This is a genomic window from Rhizobium sp. 01T444, assembly GCF_056398305.1.
Map to the genome: position 1 here is coordinate 39,187 of NZ_JBFTPD010000005.1, position 15,649 is coordinate 54,835.

A 15,649-nucleotide genomic window follows, 5' to 3' on the forward strand; every position below is an offset into this window, starting at 1 on the left:
TCGGCACGCTCAATAGTAATAGCGCGGGATCGGGCCACGCTGCGACGTCTGATCCGGCAGTTCCACCATTGTCTCGTCGAGATAGCACCAGCCCCAGCCCTCGGGCGGATCGTACCCTTCAATGATGGGATGTCCCGTGGCATGGAAATGCGCCGTCGCATGCTTTCCGATGGACTGGTCACAGCATCCGACATGGCCGCATTCCCGGCAAAGCCGAAGATGGACCCATTCCTGCCCGTCCTCCAGGCATTCCTCGCAGCCAAGCGTCCTGGGCTCTACGGATCGAACGGCTGCAACATGCTTACATCCCGACATCTGGTTCTCCTGTGGTTATGGAAGTCCGCGCCTGCCGGAAGGAAGATAGATCAGGAGACGATTTTCTCTATCATACGCATGTGTAGAACCATATCTTCGTCGACTAGTACCAGGGTAGAGACGGCGCCCGCAATGCACGCAAAGCTGGTTAGTTCATCTTCCGCTAGAAAATATTGCCATGTTGTGACCGTGGTCACTATCGGAAACAGCCACTGCTTGTATTTTGCCCCCGCTGGATGCTGCACCTACCAGCCGGAGAAGGGTCGCCAGGCCCCACTTGACGGCCCTTCTCAATTTTTTCCCGTTGGCGATGGCGGCGCGACGCTCCTAATTACCGAAACATCTCGCTCTGACTGCCGATCCTGCCGCCTTTTCGCACGGCGGTCACCGTATCCTGACCTGGGTCGAATGGTTTATCCCCGAGCCACGACACAGTGAACAGAAGAAGCGCAGCTGCCATCAGCGGCGGGCCAAGATAGACGATCAGGAGGGAATTTAGCGGTCTCATGGTGGTTTTTTTCTTGTTTCTTGGTTTGTCGTAGGGTCGTCGTCATCGGGCATCCGTACGGATCGCGCCGATGTCGGGTGAAGCGAAGGCAACAGTCTGGGAATGCGAGGCGCTGAATGTGAGATAAAGTCCTTGAGCGCTATAGTAGGCTCCAACCCACATCAGCAGGCTGAGATGAAGCGCAACGATAAGACAGTATATCCTCATAGTTTCCCTTCTGCGGCAGCTTTAAGGCCATAATTTCGGACCTATTCTGTATACATCGACACATAATAACTTCCTTATTTTTATTATTATCGCAAAATTAGCCGATCTACTATTGTCACCCACACAGCAAAAAGGTGGAAAATAGGCGGGACGGATAGAACAGATAGCATCGAAAGAATTATACTTGCCGCTCCGCCGGCAGCAGCACCTTAGTCCTCACGAGCTCCGGCCAGCATGCTTCCGGCATATTGGCGGCGGTGGGGTAGCGGACCGATTGTTCGGTCAGCCACACCGACATCGCGGAGCATGGCCGCACCAACCTGCATGATCCGCCCTCATCGAGAACGGGTTCCCCTCACGCAAAATCAATCCAAAGTAGCAGTTCGCCCTATAACCTGATAGGATGCCAGCTAAGAGGAGCGAGTGACCGTCATGGTAGTTTCACTTGCCCCAGCAAGAAGTATTCAACAATATCCTGAGATCGCAGCAAACGGAGGAAGACGCATGGGTATCTACGAGGGCACGCCTGGAGATGATGTGTTTCGCACGCAAAGCTCTACTCTTATAATAATTCCAGAGGCGGGAATTATATTCGAGAACAGCGATGTTTACTTGGGCCGTGGAGGCAACGACACCTTTCGCATCGCGACGTCGACTTTCGACTTGCCGGACCTCTTGGAAGCAACAGACGATATTTTCGGAGGAGCGGACAATGACACGCTGATCTTTGCGCCTCCTCATGACTTTCCCGGCCAGATCGACGTCACGTTTTACGGCGACGCAGGAACGGATTCCGCCTACCTGAACTTTCAGCCGATGGGAGCTCTCGACGTCGATTTCACGAATTTCGGGCCGGGCACCTTCACATCCATCATGTACCTGACCCACGCGGACGGCGGTTACGCAGGCCAGTTCTTCATTCAGCCCGACGTCGAACATGTCTCGGTCATCGGTTCGAATATCGCTGACCGAATGGTCGGCAATGCCGGCGACGACAAGCTGGATGGCAAAGGCGGGGCCGACACCTTTTTCGAAACAACGGGCAACGACACCTACATATTCGATGATGCGGGTGATCGCGTCGCGATTTATTCAGGGCCGTTGCTCACCCTTCCCGATGGCGGCGTAGATACGATCTGGACGACGGTCAGCGTGGATCTGCATGACCAGGGACCTGTCGAAAACCTCCGCCTGAACGGCACGGCGGATATTAACGCGACAGGCAACGACCTTGCCAACATGATCACCGGCAATGCCGGCAGCAATCTCATCGCCGGTGGCGCCGGCAACGACAGCCTCTACGGCAAGGGCGGCGCCGACACTTTCCATTTCGATGAAATGGGCACGGCCAACAAGGACTTCGTCTGGGACTTCGATGCGGACGACAAGATCCAGCTCGGCCCTGCCTTCGCCGGCCTCGACCTGGACAATAATGGCGTGGTGGATGCCGCCTCTTTCGAAATCGTCAACAAGTGGGGCGCTGGTGGCACCAAGGGTGGCCCCGAGCTGATCTACAATTCCGCGACCGGTGTTCTGTCCTACGACGCCGATGGCGCCGGCACGACCCATGCTGCCCAGGACATTGCTTTCATCGGTGTGAACAAGACGTTCTTCGACAATACCGACGTCCTGGTAAACAGCTCCCTGCTCGTCTGACGGGCGCGCGCCGCATATCTCAAAACGGCCGGTTTCACCGGCCGTTTCCGCTGGGTGATGAGGTATCCACCGGAAGGTGATTGAACCTTTGGCGATCTGCCCAAATCATCAGAACGAGCGCATGCTGATTCCCTTGGCCTGACAGATGTTTGGGCCAGATACTTGGGGGGCATGAAATGCGCGATTTGCTGTCAAACTTCGAAGAAGACCATCGTAGCCTCGGCTATGGTGCAGAGGCTCCACCGCATGGAGGACATGGGTTTTCCCGGTTCCATGCGGTCGCCGCGATTTTAATCCTGTGCGCGGCGATCTTTATCGGAGGTCACGGACTGGTCTAGCGCAATTCCAGCAAAATTTGTGCAGCGGTTTTGCGTCCGTCAGAACCAGAGATCGCGCACGCACCGCCCTTTGGACGGAAGGTCGTCAAAGGTTTCCAGCCCGTCGAAATGATCGATCGACAGATCAGAAACGAGATCCGGCGGCGCCAGGCGCAAATTGACCGCCATGCGCCGGCGCCCATCCCTGTTGAGCCTCAGGCCGCGCCAGCTGAGCACGCAGGCGCAAGTCGGGCAGAACAATATTTCCAGCGACGACGTCTCCCGGCCGGTCCGCGTATAGGAGCCGGTCTCGCCGTTCATGCTGATCCGCTCGCCCTCGTAATCATAGGCCCAGAGCGCTCCATAGCGCCGGCAGAGCGTGCAGTTGCACGCCGTAATCGAGCCGGGATCGCCTTCCAGCGTCCAGCCTGTCTTGCCGCAATGACATGAGCCGATCAGCATCAGCGCACCGTTTCATCCCTGCTTGTTGCTGTGAGCCTATCCTGCCCCAATCACGTGATGTCCGCAAACCGCGCCCGATCCAATTCTCTTCTCCGCGCTCAGCCTGACTACAGCTCTTGACTCCCGCCAGAATGAGAACATAATAAGAACATTCCTGGCGCTGCGGTCGCCATCCCGACAATCCTGAACTGAAATGCTCTGCAAGGAGAATGAGAACATGCGTCCGCAATTGGCCCCAAAAACCGATGGTAATGTGATCGGAAACGAAGATTTGAGCTGGGAGGTCGAGGCTGTGCTCTCCTGGCACGACGAGGATGCCAAGGCTGCCATCGCCACGCTTCTGCAGGACTGCCGCCACCTGCGCGAACAGCTTGCGCTTGCCGAAGGCGCCATGAGCCGGGGCATGACCCGCGGCTGGCGGCCCACCTTCGACAGGTCCTCCTTTGACCGGACATGAAACACCGCCGCAGCATCGATCTCGTCGCCAGCCATGAGGAGGTCGCAACCGACAGGGAGACGCTCGCCACCCTGCCGCAATGGTATGTCCTCCATGCCCGCTGCCCGGCCTGCCAGCGCGAGACGAGGATCGACCGGCGCATGCTCGCCTACCGCTATGGCAAGGACATATCGCTGGCGAGGATCGGCCCTCGCCTGAAATGCAGCGGTTGCGGCAACCGCACGGGAAACCAGCTGCTGCTCGGCAGGCTGCCGCGCGATTGACCGTGTTTCCTCCCGCTTATGTGCTAGCCGATGCAAGCAGCAGCCTCGCCGCCACCATCGCCCCGTCGGTTCGGATCGTGGGCGCGACGGCCGCAGCGCGCTTACGCATATCAGGCTGCAGCGCCGCCGAAAGCGCGGCGGAGAAGGTCTCAGGCCTCGGTATCGTTCCCTCATGCGCCACGCCGATGCCGAGTGCTGCAACGCGGCCCGCCCAATTGGGCTGGTCGGCAATCTGCGCCACGACGACCTGCGGCACGCCCGCCCGGCTTGCCGCTGCCGTTGTCCCTGCTCCGCCATGATGGACGATTGCCGCAACCCGCGGAAAGAGCGCCTGATGATTGGCCTCGTCGATGACGAAGCAATCGCTTGCGCCCTCATCGGGCACCAGCCCAGCCCAGCCGCGCGACAGCACGGCACGCCGCCCCTGAGCACGGATCGCCGCAAGGATCACGCCCGCAGCATCCTTCAGCGCATGCATAGGCATGCTGCCAAAACCGACATAGACGGGCGGCGCGCCGGCATCGAGAAAGGCTTCCAGCGCCGCCGGCAGCGGCCGGTCGTCATCGAGCATCCAGGCGCCCGTCTGCACTGCGTCGATCAGATCCGTCGCAAGCAGCGGCCCGATGACCGGATCGGCCGCAAGCAACGGCCGGCGGGTCAGAACTGGATCGCGCACATTGTCCACCGGCGCCATGCCCATCGATGCACGCAGCCGATTGTAGGCTCCGCCGAAGATCACGTTCTTCGTTTCGATATCATAGTCCCAGAGAACCCTGTTGTCGGTCACGCCGGGCGGATGCGGACGGCCCTTGAATTCATGCGGCTTGTGATGATGCGACGGCAGGAAGATCGGGCAGAATGTCGCCCCGAAATAGCCGATGCCGGCCCGCTCGGCCATCAGCTGCGCCGCCGCCATCGCCGGAAACAGCCCTGCCGCGACGATGAGATCGCATCCTTCCGCAACCGCTGACAGCGCCTCGAACTGTCCCGCCAATATCCCGGCCGCCCGCTCCGAAATGCCATCGGCCGAACGCTCCCGCGTATTGCGCTCGGCGGTCTTCATCACCTCGCTCACCCATTGCCGCACGGGCGCGTTGGCCGGCGCCAGCGGCACGCCGAGTCGATTAAGCAGCCCGGGAAATTCCGCATCCGGCGGCGCGCAGACCACCGCCTCGGCGCCTGTTGTCTGCAAGGCAACCGCCAGCGCCGCCAATGGCTGCACATCTCCCCGTGATCCGTATGTGGATAGCAATACACGCATGCTCATCTCCCGATGCTGTTGATCAGGCTGAGCGTTCTACGCCCTCTCTAGGGTCTTGCCGCAAGTCCCCCCTGCGCCATATCTAAAGGCATAGCAGGGATGATGATTGTTCCCGGCCGCATCCCCTCCCCACATTTCCAGCGATCAGCGGCAGGCAAAGGCCGGTGTTCTACGTCACAAACCGGCTGAGATAGGCATAGCTGCGCGCCGCAAATTCGAAAGGCAGCCGCGGATTGTCGTGCTCGACGACGAAGAGCCGCGCCCCGCTTGCGACAGCCGCCTGCCACAGCGACGGCCAGACGAGCACGCCGGAGCCGACATTGGCCCAGCCGCCCTCCTCCGGATCGACATTATCAGGCGCCTGATCCTTTACATGCACCGAGACCAGCACGCTGGCATAGCGCCTGATCCATTCGACCGCATTCGGCTGGGCGCGCGCCAGCCACGCAATATCCGCCTGCCAGGTGAGCGGGCTGCCCTTGGCCGCATCGAACATCAGCTCGAATCCGTAGCGCCCGCCAATGGTGCGGTCGAAGCCTGCCATCTTGTTGTGATAGCCGAGCACGATGCCCGCTTCCTTCATCTGCTCAGCAAGCGTACCCAGCTCATGGCCGATCCGCTGCCATGCCGCCTTCGTTTCTTTCATCGCAGACGGTGCCGGATGCGGGACGAAGAGCTGCCCGATACCGCATTGCTGGCAGGCATCGACAAAGCGCTGCCGCTCGCTGCGCAGCGCCTCCAGCCCGACATGGGCTGATGGTGCCGTCAGCCCATTCCTGACAAGCCCGGCCTGAAGGTTATTCGCGTCACGCAAATGCCCTTCGAGCGGCTCGACAGCGCCAAAACCGGCGCTCGCCGCCTTGTCGAGCTGCGTGCCGAGATCTCCAAGGCCGCGCATCGAATAGAGCTGCAACGATAGCATCGGCTTCGTCATCGCTCATCTCCAGGCCATTGTCGCTGTTGCCGGCAAGGCATCCCGACCGTTCCTCCGCATCGAATCCGCTGGGGTCCAGTTTCACCCGTGTCGACGCAGATTGCGAGCGCAAAACGGCCGATATCACCCCAATGCGGACAAGGCGGGCTTCGGCAGCAGCTTGCGTTTCAGGTTGACGATATGGCGGCCGAAGGATCTGTCGATACGCTTCACATCGATCAGCGTCAGGTCTCCGCAGGCAGAAAATGTGTGCAGGCCGTCGGGATAATCGGCAGTGGCGAGACCGCCGGTCAAATGGGCCGGTAGATGCGCGCAGGTCACATGCGTTTTGCTGAGCAGGCTGAAGCGCAGGAAGCGCAGGCCGCCGCCATAGCTGACGCTGCAATCCTGAACCGGCAGGATGACCTGCCCATCGGCGCCGACAAAGGGCGTACCGCCCGGCCGGGCGCCGGAGCGATCCACCAGAACCGGATTTTGCGGATGGGTCTTCCACGGGCCGGTCAGCTTGTCGGCAAAGGCGATATGCAGTTCGCGCTGGTCACGCGCGCCGGCGCCGACAAGCGTGTAAAACATCCACCACTTGCCCTGATGCTCAATGAGACAGGCCTCGGCAGCGGGCAAATCGGCCAGGAGCACCGTTTCCCGCACCCAGCCATCGGGGAATGAGCGGGCGCGGTAAAGCGCGACCTCCCCCGCCTTATGGCTTTCAGGCATCATCAGCACCTCGCCATCCTGCTCGATGAGGAAGGGATAGGAGAGATGAAAAGGCTTGGTGAGAACCACCGCCCTGCCGCGCCATTGCAGGTCCGGCCCCACCAGTTCGTGGCGCTCGATGAAGCCATGCTTGGTGTGGTAGTCATAGGCTTCCACGAAGACGTGCAGGCTGTCGCCCTTCTTCACGGCGAAGGGATCGGCCAGATATCGCCATGGTCCCGGATCGGGCAGCCATGTAATTCGATCGGAACAATCGGCCAAAGTCTCGGCATCGAGCAGCACCTCAGCGGATGCGGGCACGATGCCCACCTGCCAGAAATCACTCTTGGGCTTCAGACGCATAGATCAACCGCGGCTGATCGATATCGGGCGCAGCCTGAACTGCGGCTCCGCGGGCAACCCGGGAATAGAAATCGAGAACATTCGCAATACCTGCCGAACGAGAGAAAGGAGCCAAGTCGTAGCCTACGCGCGACAGGCGGACAACAGGCTGTTCCCGCAGCACATCGGTAAGCGCCTCGGCGAGCCCCTCGACGGAGCCGGGCGCCACCAGCGTGACCGGATGTTCGCGCAGATATTCCGACGGGCCTTCGGCCGCCGTGGCGATGATCGGCAGTCCCTCATGCATGGCTTCGAGGATCGCAAGCCCTGCTGATTCCTCTCGCGACGGCGAAACGAAAAGATCCAGATTGCGCAGAAACCCCGCCACATTGTTGCAATGGCCGAGCAGATGGATGCGGCTATCGCCCTTGGCGAGCTTTTCCAGCGCAGCGCGATGCGGCCCCTCGCCGACGATGACGAGAGCGGCATTGCCGGGTGCCGACTGCCGGAAGGCAGACACCAGCACATCATATCCCTTGCTGAGATGCAGACGCCCGACGCTGCCGACGAGCCGTGTTTCGCGCGACAAATTCAGCTGCGCACGCAGGTCGAAGCTCTCGGCCGATTTGACATCGGGCAGCCAGTTGGAGATCAGTGTCGACTGGCCGTCAAATGTGCCGAGCCGCGTCGACTGGGCGGTGTTGACGCAGATCACACCCTCGAGGCAGGCGTGCTGCTTCGCCTTGTAGCCGACATGCAGGGTCGCGATCCTGGCAACGCTGTCAGGCGCTGCGGCAAGCGCCTTGCAGCCATGGCTGAGATGCCCATGCGCGATCTCGATGCCTGTCCTGTCCATTAGCCGCCGCAGCCTCAGGCCCCGCAGAAACGGGATCGCGAAGCCGTGGAAAACAATCTCTTTCGAGAGCAGACCAGCAATCGGCGAACCGTATCGTCCGGCAACGTGAACCTCATGTCTAAGAGCAGCCTGCCCGTTGGCGAGGTCAGCGCAGTATCGTTCCGATCCAGCCACTCTGGAGGAGAACAAGACATGCAGGATTTTCAACTTATGAGACGCTACGGGATCGGCAGCCTCATAGGCACGCGGGTGCAACTCACCCACGAAATCATTTCGAGCACTCAAGATACACCTCAGATCGATGTCCGACCGAGTTGATATGTTGGCGGAACACTTCTCGATAGGTTTCGGCGATGATCTACATCGGAGATCCAGCGCAAACAAGACTGTGTAACTATACAGAATCGTAAAGTTTTACGCCACAGAACGACCATTTTTGGGGTAACTTGCTGATGTAACTCTTGAAAAATTGCGGCAGTATTATGCACGACTGTAACACCGATAAAACAGCCTGCTAAAGTGCCAAAAAAAGTCTTGAGATGGACTTTAAGGGCAACGACAAAGCCGCCCTGACAACCGGGTTTTCCGTCCCGGCGCCTTATTTTTTCAATGCATAGTTGATTCTGCGAACCGTCTCAGCGATGCGGATCGCATAGGTCGGCAATCGCCTCCACCAGGGAAATTTGGTGGCCCTGTAGACGGATCGCGTCCCGATATTCGAGCCGCCCTCTTTTACGACAATCACGTTTTGGCGGGTCGTGTAGACCCGCGCTCGGGATGCCCAGCCGCGCTCCAGTTCGATATCCCAGGGAAATCGCATGACGCCGACCGTCTTGAGGAGCTTCAGGGCGCCCATCCGCGTCACCGCGTAGCAGGCTGCCGACCCCTGCGGACCATGCGTTACGCGCCCGATCTCATCGCCGATAGCCGAGGTGGCGACAGGCCTGAAGCCGACGATACGGTGATTGAAGAGCTTGATCACATCGGCGCCGGGCACCGCCGCAAGTGCCGCTTCGGCGCGCGCAACGAGGTCGGCAGACAAAATGACATCGTCCTCGACGATGATGCAGGCGGCCTCGCCCGTTTCCAAGAAAGCCGCGAGCACCTTCAGATGGCTCCGGTAGCAGCCATATTCGCCCGGCAGGATGGTCCGGCCATTGTTGCGCTGAAAGGCGCGCTCATCACAGGCCGTCCGCTGATCTGCGGCAATCTCCCGCCCATCGACGCCGGCAATGCGAATAAGGTCGAACTGCAGGGCCTTGGCCCGATCGGACAATGCATTCCACCGATCCGTGGACCGGTCGAGATTAATCACATAAATGCGGGTCGTCATCGTCCAACCGTGGTTTGCAGCTCAAAGCAGCCGGGCCTCCCCCTGAGGCCAAGCTTCCCGGCAAACTCGCCTAGCACTTCCCCCGCCGGCTGTGCAACCTGCCGTCGCGGCATGGCAGCAATGTCGGTAACAAATTTCTCCTTGATCGGCCAAGGGCACGCCCAGAACCGCGATGACATCAGCTTGAATTGCCGCCCCGGAGCCTCTAGCACTCGTACCTATCGATCAGCCCTTCAGGACGCATAGCTTGCCAGCCTTCCCCTTCTCCCTAAACGATCCCATCCAGCATCATGGCCCGCTTCCAAAGACATCCGACGTCGTCATCATCGGCGGCGGCGTCATCGGTGTGACGACGGCGCTGTTTCTGGCCAAGCGCAAGATCTCCGTGACGCTCATCGAGAAGGGGCGCATCGCTGCCGAGCAGTCCTCCCGCAACTGGGGCTGGATCCGCAAGCAGGGCCGCGATGCCGACGAGCTGCCCATCGTCATCGAAGCCTGCCGCCTGTGGAAGGAGCTCGCGGCAGAATGCGGCGAGGATATCGGCCTGAACGAGACCGGCGTCACCTATCTCGCCAACTCCGACAAGCAGATGGCCGGCTTCGAAACCTTCATGAAGCTCGCGAGCGCCTACGATCTCGATACCCGCCTGCTCGACAGCGGGCAGACGGCCTCCTTGTTCAAAGGCATCTCCCGCAAATTTGCCGGCTCGATGACGACGCCATCGGACCTGCGCGCCGAGCCATGGCTCGCCGTCCCTGCCCTTGCCCGGCTCGCCGCCCGTCTGGGTGTCACGATCATCGAAAACTGCGCGGCGCGAACCCTTGATATCTCCGCCGGCGAGGTAAGCGGTGTGTGGACCGAGGCCGGCCGCATCGAGACCTCGACGGTGCTCGTCGCAGGCGGCGCCTGGTCGTCGCTCTTCCTCAGAAAACACGGCGTCTCCATCCCGCAGCTTGCTGTCCGCGCCACCGTGGCCGCAACCGAGCCCCTGGCCGAAATCCACGCAGGTGCCGCAGGCGGAGCGGATGTCGCCTTCCGCCGCAGGCAGGATGGCGGCTACACGCTGGCGCCGGGAAGCCACCGCCTCTATCTCGGCCCCGAAGCTCTCCGCCACGCCACGAAATATATGCCGGCGCTCCTGGCCCACCCCTTCGGCACCCGCTATTCGCCTGCAGCCCCCGAGGGCTACCCGGACAGCTGGTCGACCCCGCGCAACTGGACGGCGGATGCCGAGAGCCCGTTCGAGCGGATGCGCGTGCTGAACCCCGCCCCCGAGCAATCCAGCCTCGAAGCGATCAGCCGCAATTTCCAGCGCCTCTTCCCTCAATTCGAAACCGTCCGCCTGAAGACGACCTGGGCAGGCATGATCGACGCCATGCCCGACATCGTGCCCATCGTCGACCGCGTGCAGGCCACCACCGGCCTCTTCGTCGCAACCGGTATGAGCGGCCACGGCTTCGGCATCGGCCCCGGCATCGGCCGCGTGGTCTCCGACCTGATCCAGGGGAATCCCACCGGCCACGATCTCAACCGCTTCCGGCTCTCGCGCTTCACCGACGGCAGCCGCATCCGGCCGGGACCGGCGATCTGAACGCCCGCGCAGCATCGTTGCTCAGGGACAGGCGTCCCCACGCGTCTCGCTCGACGGCGCCGGTTTTGTCAGGCCGCAGGCGACAGACGTCAATGCGGGAAAGTTCTCGACCGGACCCAGCGCATGGAGCACGAATGCGGTGATGGCAACGCCTTCGCGTTCCGCCTTGCGGCTGGTCGCCTCAATGGAACTGCTCCACACTCTCCACACCGCGATCAGATGCTGCCTGATTGGCGTGGCAGCGGTGCAGAGGGTTGTTTTCGAAGAGGCTTCGGCATCGCAGACCACCGAAGCCTCCAAGGGCTTTAGCCGCATTCTGTCGAGCTGGCCCGAGACCGTTTCACCCTTGCCGATCGAGTAATTCTGGAAAGCATCGAGCTTCCTGTCATCCGCAAGAAAGAACCCATTCTTCGGCATGGTCCGCTGCAGCGGCGCCGAGGGATCATCGCAGACGGACCGCGACCATTGGCGGCTCAGGTGAAGGCAGATACGGCGGAATGGCACGTCGAAATCGTCCCATCCGTATGGCCGCACCGTGATTTCCACTCTATCCATAACTCGCGCGGTCTGTGGGCTGCCTGCCGCTTTGCGGAACGTCTCCAGCCGTTCTTCTGCCGCCTGGCGGTCTCCTTTTCTATCCAATGAAAAGGATGGCTTCTCGGCAAGACCTGTAAGGGCGACAAACGGAACGATCAGCGGCACGTCCCCGACAACGAGATGGGCATCAGAGGCAAGGAAGGCGACATCGGCATCGGAATGAAGTTTCGGCGACGGCGGCGAGCAGCCTGCCAGAACGGCACCGGCCATGAGGCAGACGAACAGGATCGGCAGGACCGTACGGCAAGACATCATCCTATTGTAATGCAGCATAGAGGTTGCGACGGCGTTACTATAAACCCACCAATTGTGGAAAGTTTTGGATGCGCCTTCGCCCGTCGGCCGGCAGCGGCCCCTATGTCCGCCTGGCGATGAAAACCGACGTCGTCATATTCCTGGTGACGACGCCGCCAAAATCACTCCGTGCGAGATCCTCCAGCGCGTCCAGCAACACCTCGCGCTTCTCCGCCTCCAATGCCACGACATTTGAATAGGTCGCGTAGAGCCGCCGCACCGCGGGCGGATCAAGCGTCAGCGTCCACTCGAACATGACAGGCGGATCGCAGTGGAATGAGGCCTCCTCGAAATCCCTAAGCCGGGCCTCGCTGTCGAGCCCGTAAGGCGTCTGCGTCGTCCCTCCGCCAGACGGGCTTGGGCGATGTCCGACAAAGAGATGCGCGCTCGCCTCATGAAAGGGATCGGGCCTGATACTGTCGCCAAAGACATTCCAGATCAGAGCGACGGCGCCGCCATCGCGAAGCAGCGCATGGATACGCCTGAGCGCCGGGACGGCATCGAGCCAGTGAAATGCCGTCGCACTCACCACGAGGTCGTATGATTGCGGCGCCTCGATCAGTTCTTCGAAGGCTTGCTCGACTACCCCGAGTTCGGGGCGATGCAGCCGCGCACGCAGGAATTCCGCAAGCCGCCTGTCCGGCTCGACGGCCAGAAGCCGCCGCGGCTCCTGTTCAAGAAGATGTTCCGTGGCAAGCCCGGTTCCCGCACCGATCTCCAGTATCGAGATACCTGATCGCAATCCGGCCCGCTGCCGCAGCACATCCCACACCGCCGGCGGATAAGGCGGCCGGGCCAAGTGATAGTTTTCAGGGCTAAGGCCAAAGGCTTGCCGGCCGAATGGACGGGCAAGGGTGTCACCGGACATGGCGATCTCCGCGCTGATCGGCGTAGACCTATCCCATTCAGCAAGAAAACGCACCCACTAACCAAGCAGCGAAACCACGCCGCTGGCGATATCGTAGCGCGCCGCCACGACCTTGAGTTTGCCCTCTTTGGCAGCCCCGGCAATGACGGTCGAGCTTCGGCTGATCAGCGTCGCCTGCATCTTCGCATTCGCATCGATGGCCGCCCCAAGGTCGTTGCCCGCCGCATTCACCGCCGGCCAGATCGGCGCATAGAGGGCGCCGATCTGGCCGGGCACGGCCTTGCCGTCGATGGTCGCCTTCACCGCGCCGCAGTTGGTATGGCCGAGCACCATAAGAAGCCGGACGCCAAGAACGGCAACACCATATTCGAGGCTGGCGATGATCTCGGGCGTAGCGATATTTCCCGCGACACGCACGACGAAAAGCTGGCCAATGCTCTGGTCGAAGACAAACTCCACCGGCACGCGTGAATCGGCGCAGGAGAGGACCGCCGCGAAAGGCTCCTGCTTTTCCGCCGTCTTCGCCTTGAGGATCGAAAGGTCTTCATTGAGGGATTGGAGACGCCCGTCGATGAAGCGCCTGTTTCCGTCCATCATCGCCTTCAGCGCATCATCGGGTGCCAGGGTGCTCTGTGCCGACGCTGGCCCAGCGGATGAGACGACAGCCCCGGCCGCTACTGCCGCCACGCTTCCCAACGCACTGCACAGGAAGTGCCGGCGGCCCCGATCATCAGGCACATCGGGACAGCCGCCACAGCTGCAAGCTACACCGGAGTGCTGCGTAAGATCATTCATCTTCCCCTCCCAAGATTGGTCCCACGATTGATATGCCGAAAATCGAGCCCCCGCTTCCGCATGGCAACGCGAGCGCCCACGGTGCGCAAGTCGCCCAAACGGGTGAGGCACGACCGGCCGTTATCAGCACATAGCAGGCCCCCTGGAATATTTCACGGGCGCGAACGCCTTGGGGCTATCGGCGGCTTGTCCCAGCAATGCCAGATGATGCATCGAAAGACACGTTGGGTCATGGGGAGCAAACCGATGACATCGGGGATCGTCTTACTGCTGTTTGTATCAGGCATAGCCGGTGGCGTGATCAATGCGCTCGCCGGCGGCGCCACGCTGCTCACCTTCCCCGCCATGCTCGCCGCCGGCCTGCCACCCGTCATCGCCAATGCCTCGAATGCAGTAGCGATCGTGCCGGGCCATCTGCTCGCCGTCCTCGCCGACCGCCGCAAGGTACTGCCGCTGGATGCGAGACTCTGGTCGTCCGTCCTCGTCTGCCTCATCGGCGGCGGCGTCGGCGCGCTGCTGCTGCTTGCTTTGCCCGAGCGGCTCTTCGTCCTGCCCGTCCCCGCCCTGATCGGCATTGCCACCCTGCTCTTCGTCTTCTCGCCCCGCATCGCCGCCTGGGCCGAGGCAAGGCGCGGCGACGCCGAGCCCTCGCGCGGTCTCGGCCTTTCCGTCCTCGGCCTCTCGTCGATCTATGGCGGTTTCTTCGGCGCCGGCCTCGGCGTCATCCTGACGGCGGTTCTCTCGATTGCCGATCCCAATGACATCCGCCGCGTCAAGGCGCTGAAAAACCTGCTCGCCACCTCGGTCAGCATGGCAGCCGTTATCATTTTCATCGTCCAGCGCGCCGTCCACTGGCCCGAAACGTTGACGATGCTGTCAGGCGCCCTGGTGGGCGGCTATCTTGGCGGTTACCTCGTGCGCGTGCTGCCGGCCACCATCGTCCGCTGGTTCGTCATCCTCACCGGCGCCGTCATGACTGTTGTTTATGCCGTCAAATATTGGAGCTGAGGTCCGCCCCTATCTTCACTTCCGCAGCCACAGCCGCTTCAACCCTTGCCACCGTTTCACGAGGCGGATCACGACAGGCGGTGGGATTTTCCTGTTGTCGGCCACCGTCCCCTGCCTCGTGACAGGCGACCGGGGATCGAGCAGGAAGGCCACCATCACGCAGGCGCTCGTCGCCTCCACGGTCAACATCTCATCCGACAGCAGCAGACCTTGCTCGCCTTCGCCAAACGCCTGCCCGCCGGCCAGAACCGCGCCGCTAAACACATAGAAATACAGGTCGCACCCCTGCTTATGCGGGAAGTCCACCCGCACGCCTGCCTCCAGCCGGATATCGAAGAAATCGATCCGGTTGCGCACGAAAAAGGGTGCATCGCCCCCTTCCGGCCCGACAAGGTGCCGCCAACGATTGGGCATGATTTCAGGCATTGCCCCATACTGGATGCCAGGTTCGAGATCGACAGCATCGGGCCGCACGAGGATCTGCAGCATGCGCAGCGGCGGATCGGAGGCCAGCGTTTCCTCGGAGTGCCAGAAGCCGCGCCCGGCATTCATCACCATCAGATGCCCGCTGTCGCAAACCAGCCGGCCACGGGCTCTGTCTTCATGGCGCATCACGCCTTCAGGCACCCAGGAGATGATCTCGTCATTGCAGTGCTCGTGCATGGCAATGAACCGGCCCGGATGCAGGATGGATTCGACCACCATCGCCAGCGGCCCGTGCCCATGATCCCCAGGCTTCGGCTTCACCCATCCCGGCATGTTGATATGCGCGATGAACCCTCCCATGTCGCGCACGACGAAGGTACGTTCCCCCTTGAGCAGCATCGCGTCCTCCTTGCCTGCAAGCAGTGACGATACCGGTCCATTAGCGCCCCGATAGCATCAGAGGTCA

At 61.4% G+C, this 15,649-nt stretch carries 16 protein-coding genes; 5 read left to right on the top strand and 11 right to left on the bottom strand.

All coding sequences use genetic code 11. The annotated features are described in order from the left end of the window. Positions 1 to 9: 9 nt before the first annotated feature. Positions 10 to 315, bottom strand: a complete 306-nt coding sequence (locus tag AC1DTN_RS10215; RefSeq protein WP_477920722.1) for a UBP-type zinc finger domain-containing protein — start codon at positions 313 to 315, stop codon at positions 10 to 12. 1,327 nt (positions 316 to 1,642) lie between these two features. On the opposite strand from AC1DTN_RS10215, the gene AC1DTN_RS10220 reads away from it, so the two are divergent. Beyond that, entirely contained in the window at positions 1,643 to 2,686 is a 1,044-nt protein-coding gene (locus AC1DTN_RS10220) for a calcium-binding protein (protein ID WP_477920724.1), read from the top strand. Positions 2,687 to 3,063: 377 nt separating this feature from the next. On the opposite strand, the gene AC1DTN_RS10225 is transcribed toward AC1DTN_RS10220, so the two are convergent. Further along, on the bottom strand, positions 3,064 to 3,465 hold the full coding sequence (locus AC1DTN_RS10225; protein ID WP_477920726.1) for a GFA family protein: 402 nt from the start codon (positions 3,463 to 3,465) through the stop codon (positions 3,064 to 3,066). A gap of 217 nt (positions 3,466 to 3,682) precedes the next feature. On the opposite strand from AC1DTN_RS10225, the gene AC1DTN_RS10230 reads away from it, so the two are divergent. Both AC1DTN_RS10230 and AC1DTN_RS10235 read left to right on the top strand, forming a co-directional pair. Beyond that, entirely contained in the window at positions 3,683 to 3,922 is a 240-nt protein-coding gene (locus tag AC1DTN_RS10230) for a hypothetical protein (protein ID WP_477920727.1), read from the top strand. Continuing rightward, a complete protein-coding gene (locus AC1DTN_RS10235) occupies positions 3,919 to 4,185 on the top strand; it encodes a hypothetical protein (protein WP_477920728.1) in 267 nt (88 codons plus the stop codon). Before AC1DTN_RS10230 ends, AC1DTN_RS10235 begins: the two co-directional genes overlap by 4 nt. Before the next feature lie 16 nt (positions 4,186 to 4,201). Here the strand turns inward: AC1DTN_RS10235 and AC1DTN_RS10240 are convergent, their stop codons facing one another. From AC1DTN_RS10240 to AC1DTN_RS10260, 5 genes are all read right to left on the bottom strand, one after another. Beyond that, a complete protein-coding gene (locus AC1DTN_RS10240; RefSeq protein WP_477920729.1) occupies positions 4,202 to 5,446 on the bottom strand; it encodes a glycosyltransferase in 1,245 nt (414 codons plus the stop codon). 169 nt (positions 5,447 to 5,615) lie between these two features. After that, complete coding sequence (locus AC1DTN_RS10245) at positions 5,616 to 6,380, bottom strand: sugar phosphate isomerase/epimerase family protein (RefSeq protein ID WP_477920731.1); 765 nt, start codon at positions 6,378 to 6,380, stop codon at positions 5,616 to 5,618. 123 nt (positions 6,381 to 6,503) lie between these two features. Continuing rightward, complete coding sequence (locus AC1DTN_RS10250) at positions 6,504 to 7,436, bottom strand: glucosamine inositolphosphorylceramide transferase family protein (RefSeq protein WP_477920733.1); 933 nt, start codon at positions 7,434 to 7,436, stop codon at positions 6,504 to 6,506. Then, the gene (locus AC1DTN_RS10255) at positions 7,414 to 8,556 is read right to left on the bottom strand and encodes a glycosyltransferase family 4 protein (protein WP_477920735.1); all 1,143 of its coding nucleotides are present in this window, start codon (positions 8,554 to 8,556) and stop codon (positions 7,414 to 7,416) included. The genes AC1DTN_RS10250 and AC1DTN_RS10255 overlap by 23 nt, the downstream gene beginning before the upstream one ends. A 313-nt stretch (positions 8,557 to 8,869) precedes the next feature. Then, entirely contained in the window at positions 8,870 to 9,604 is a 735-nt protein-coding gene (locus AC1DTN_RS10260; protein ID WP_477920736.1) for a glycosyltransferase family 25 protein, read from the bottom strand. A gap of 247 nt (positions 9,605 to 9,851) precedes the next feature. Here AC1DTN_RS10260 and AC1DTN_RS10265 point away from each other — a divergent pair, with 247 nt between their 5' ends. Next, on the top strand, positions 9,852 to 11,195 hold the full coding sequence (locus AC1DTN_RS10265) for an NAD(P)/FAD-dependent oxidoreductase (protein ID WP_477920737.1): 1,344 nt from the start codon (positions 9,852 to 9,854) through the stop codon (positions 11,193 to 11,195). A 21-nt stretch (positions 11,196 to 11,216) separates the two neighbouring features. Here the strand turns inward: AC1DTN_RS10265 and AC1DTN_RS10270 are convergent, their stop codons facing one another. The 3 genes from AC1DTN_RS10270 to AC1DTN_RS10280 form a co-directional block, all read right to left on the bottom strand. After that, on the bottom strand, positions 11,217 to 12,044 hold the full coding sequence (locus tag AC1DTN_RS10270) for a hypothetical protein (protein WP_477920739.1): 828 nt from the start codon (positions 12,042 to 12,044) through the stop codon (positions 11,217 to 11,219). A gap of 103 nt (positions 12,045 to 12,147) precedes the next feature. Continuing rightward, positions 12,148 to 12,960 carry a class I SAM-dependent methyltransferase gene (locus tag AC1DTN_RS10275; RefSeq protein ID WP_477920987.1) on the bottom strand — a complete coding sequence of 271 codons (813 nt, stop codon included), beginning with the start codon at positions 12,958 to 12,960 and terminating at the stop codon, positions 12,148 to 12,150. A 51-nt stretch (positions 12,961 to 13,011) separates the two neighbouring features. Beyond that, positions 13,012 to 13,749 (bottom strand): carbonic anhydrase, encoded by a 738-nt coding sequence (locus AC1DTN_RS10280; RefSeq protein ID WP_477920741.1) that lies wholly within the window; start codon positions 13,747 to 13,749, stop codon positions 13,012 to 13,014. A gap of 246 nt (positions 13,750 to 13,995) precedes the next feature. On the opposite strand from AC1DTN_RS10280, the gene AC1DTN_RS10285 reads away from it, so the two are divergent. Then, positions 13,996 to 14,757, top strand: a complete 762-nt coding sequence (locus AC1DTN_RS10285; RefSeq protein WP_477920743.1) for a sulfite exporter TauE/SafE family protein — start codon at positions 13,996 to 13,998, stop codon at positions 14,755 to 14,757. A gap of 15 nt (positions 14,758 to 14,772) precedes the next feature. Here the strand turns inward: AC1DTN_RS10285 and AC1DTN_RS10290 are convergent, their stop codons facing one another. Continuing rightward, complete coding sequence (locus tag AC1DTN_RS10290) at positions 14,773 to 15,582, bottom strand: pirin family protein (RefSeq protein ID WP_477920744.1); 810 nt, start codon at positions 15,580 to 15,582, stop codon at positions 14,773 to 14,775. Positions 15,583 to 15,649: the final 67 nt, after the last annotated feature.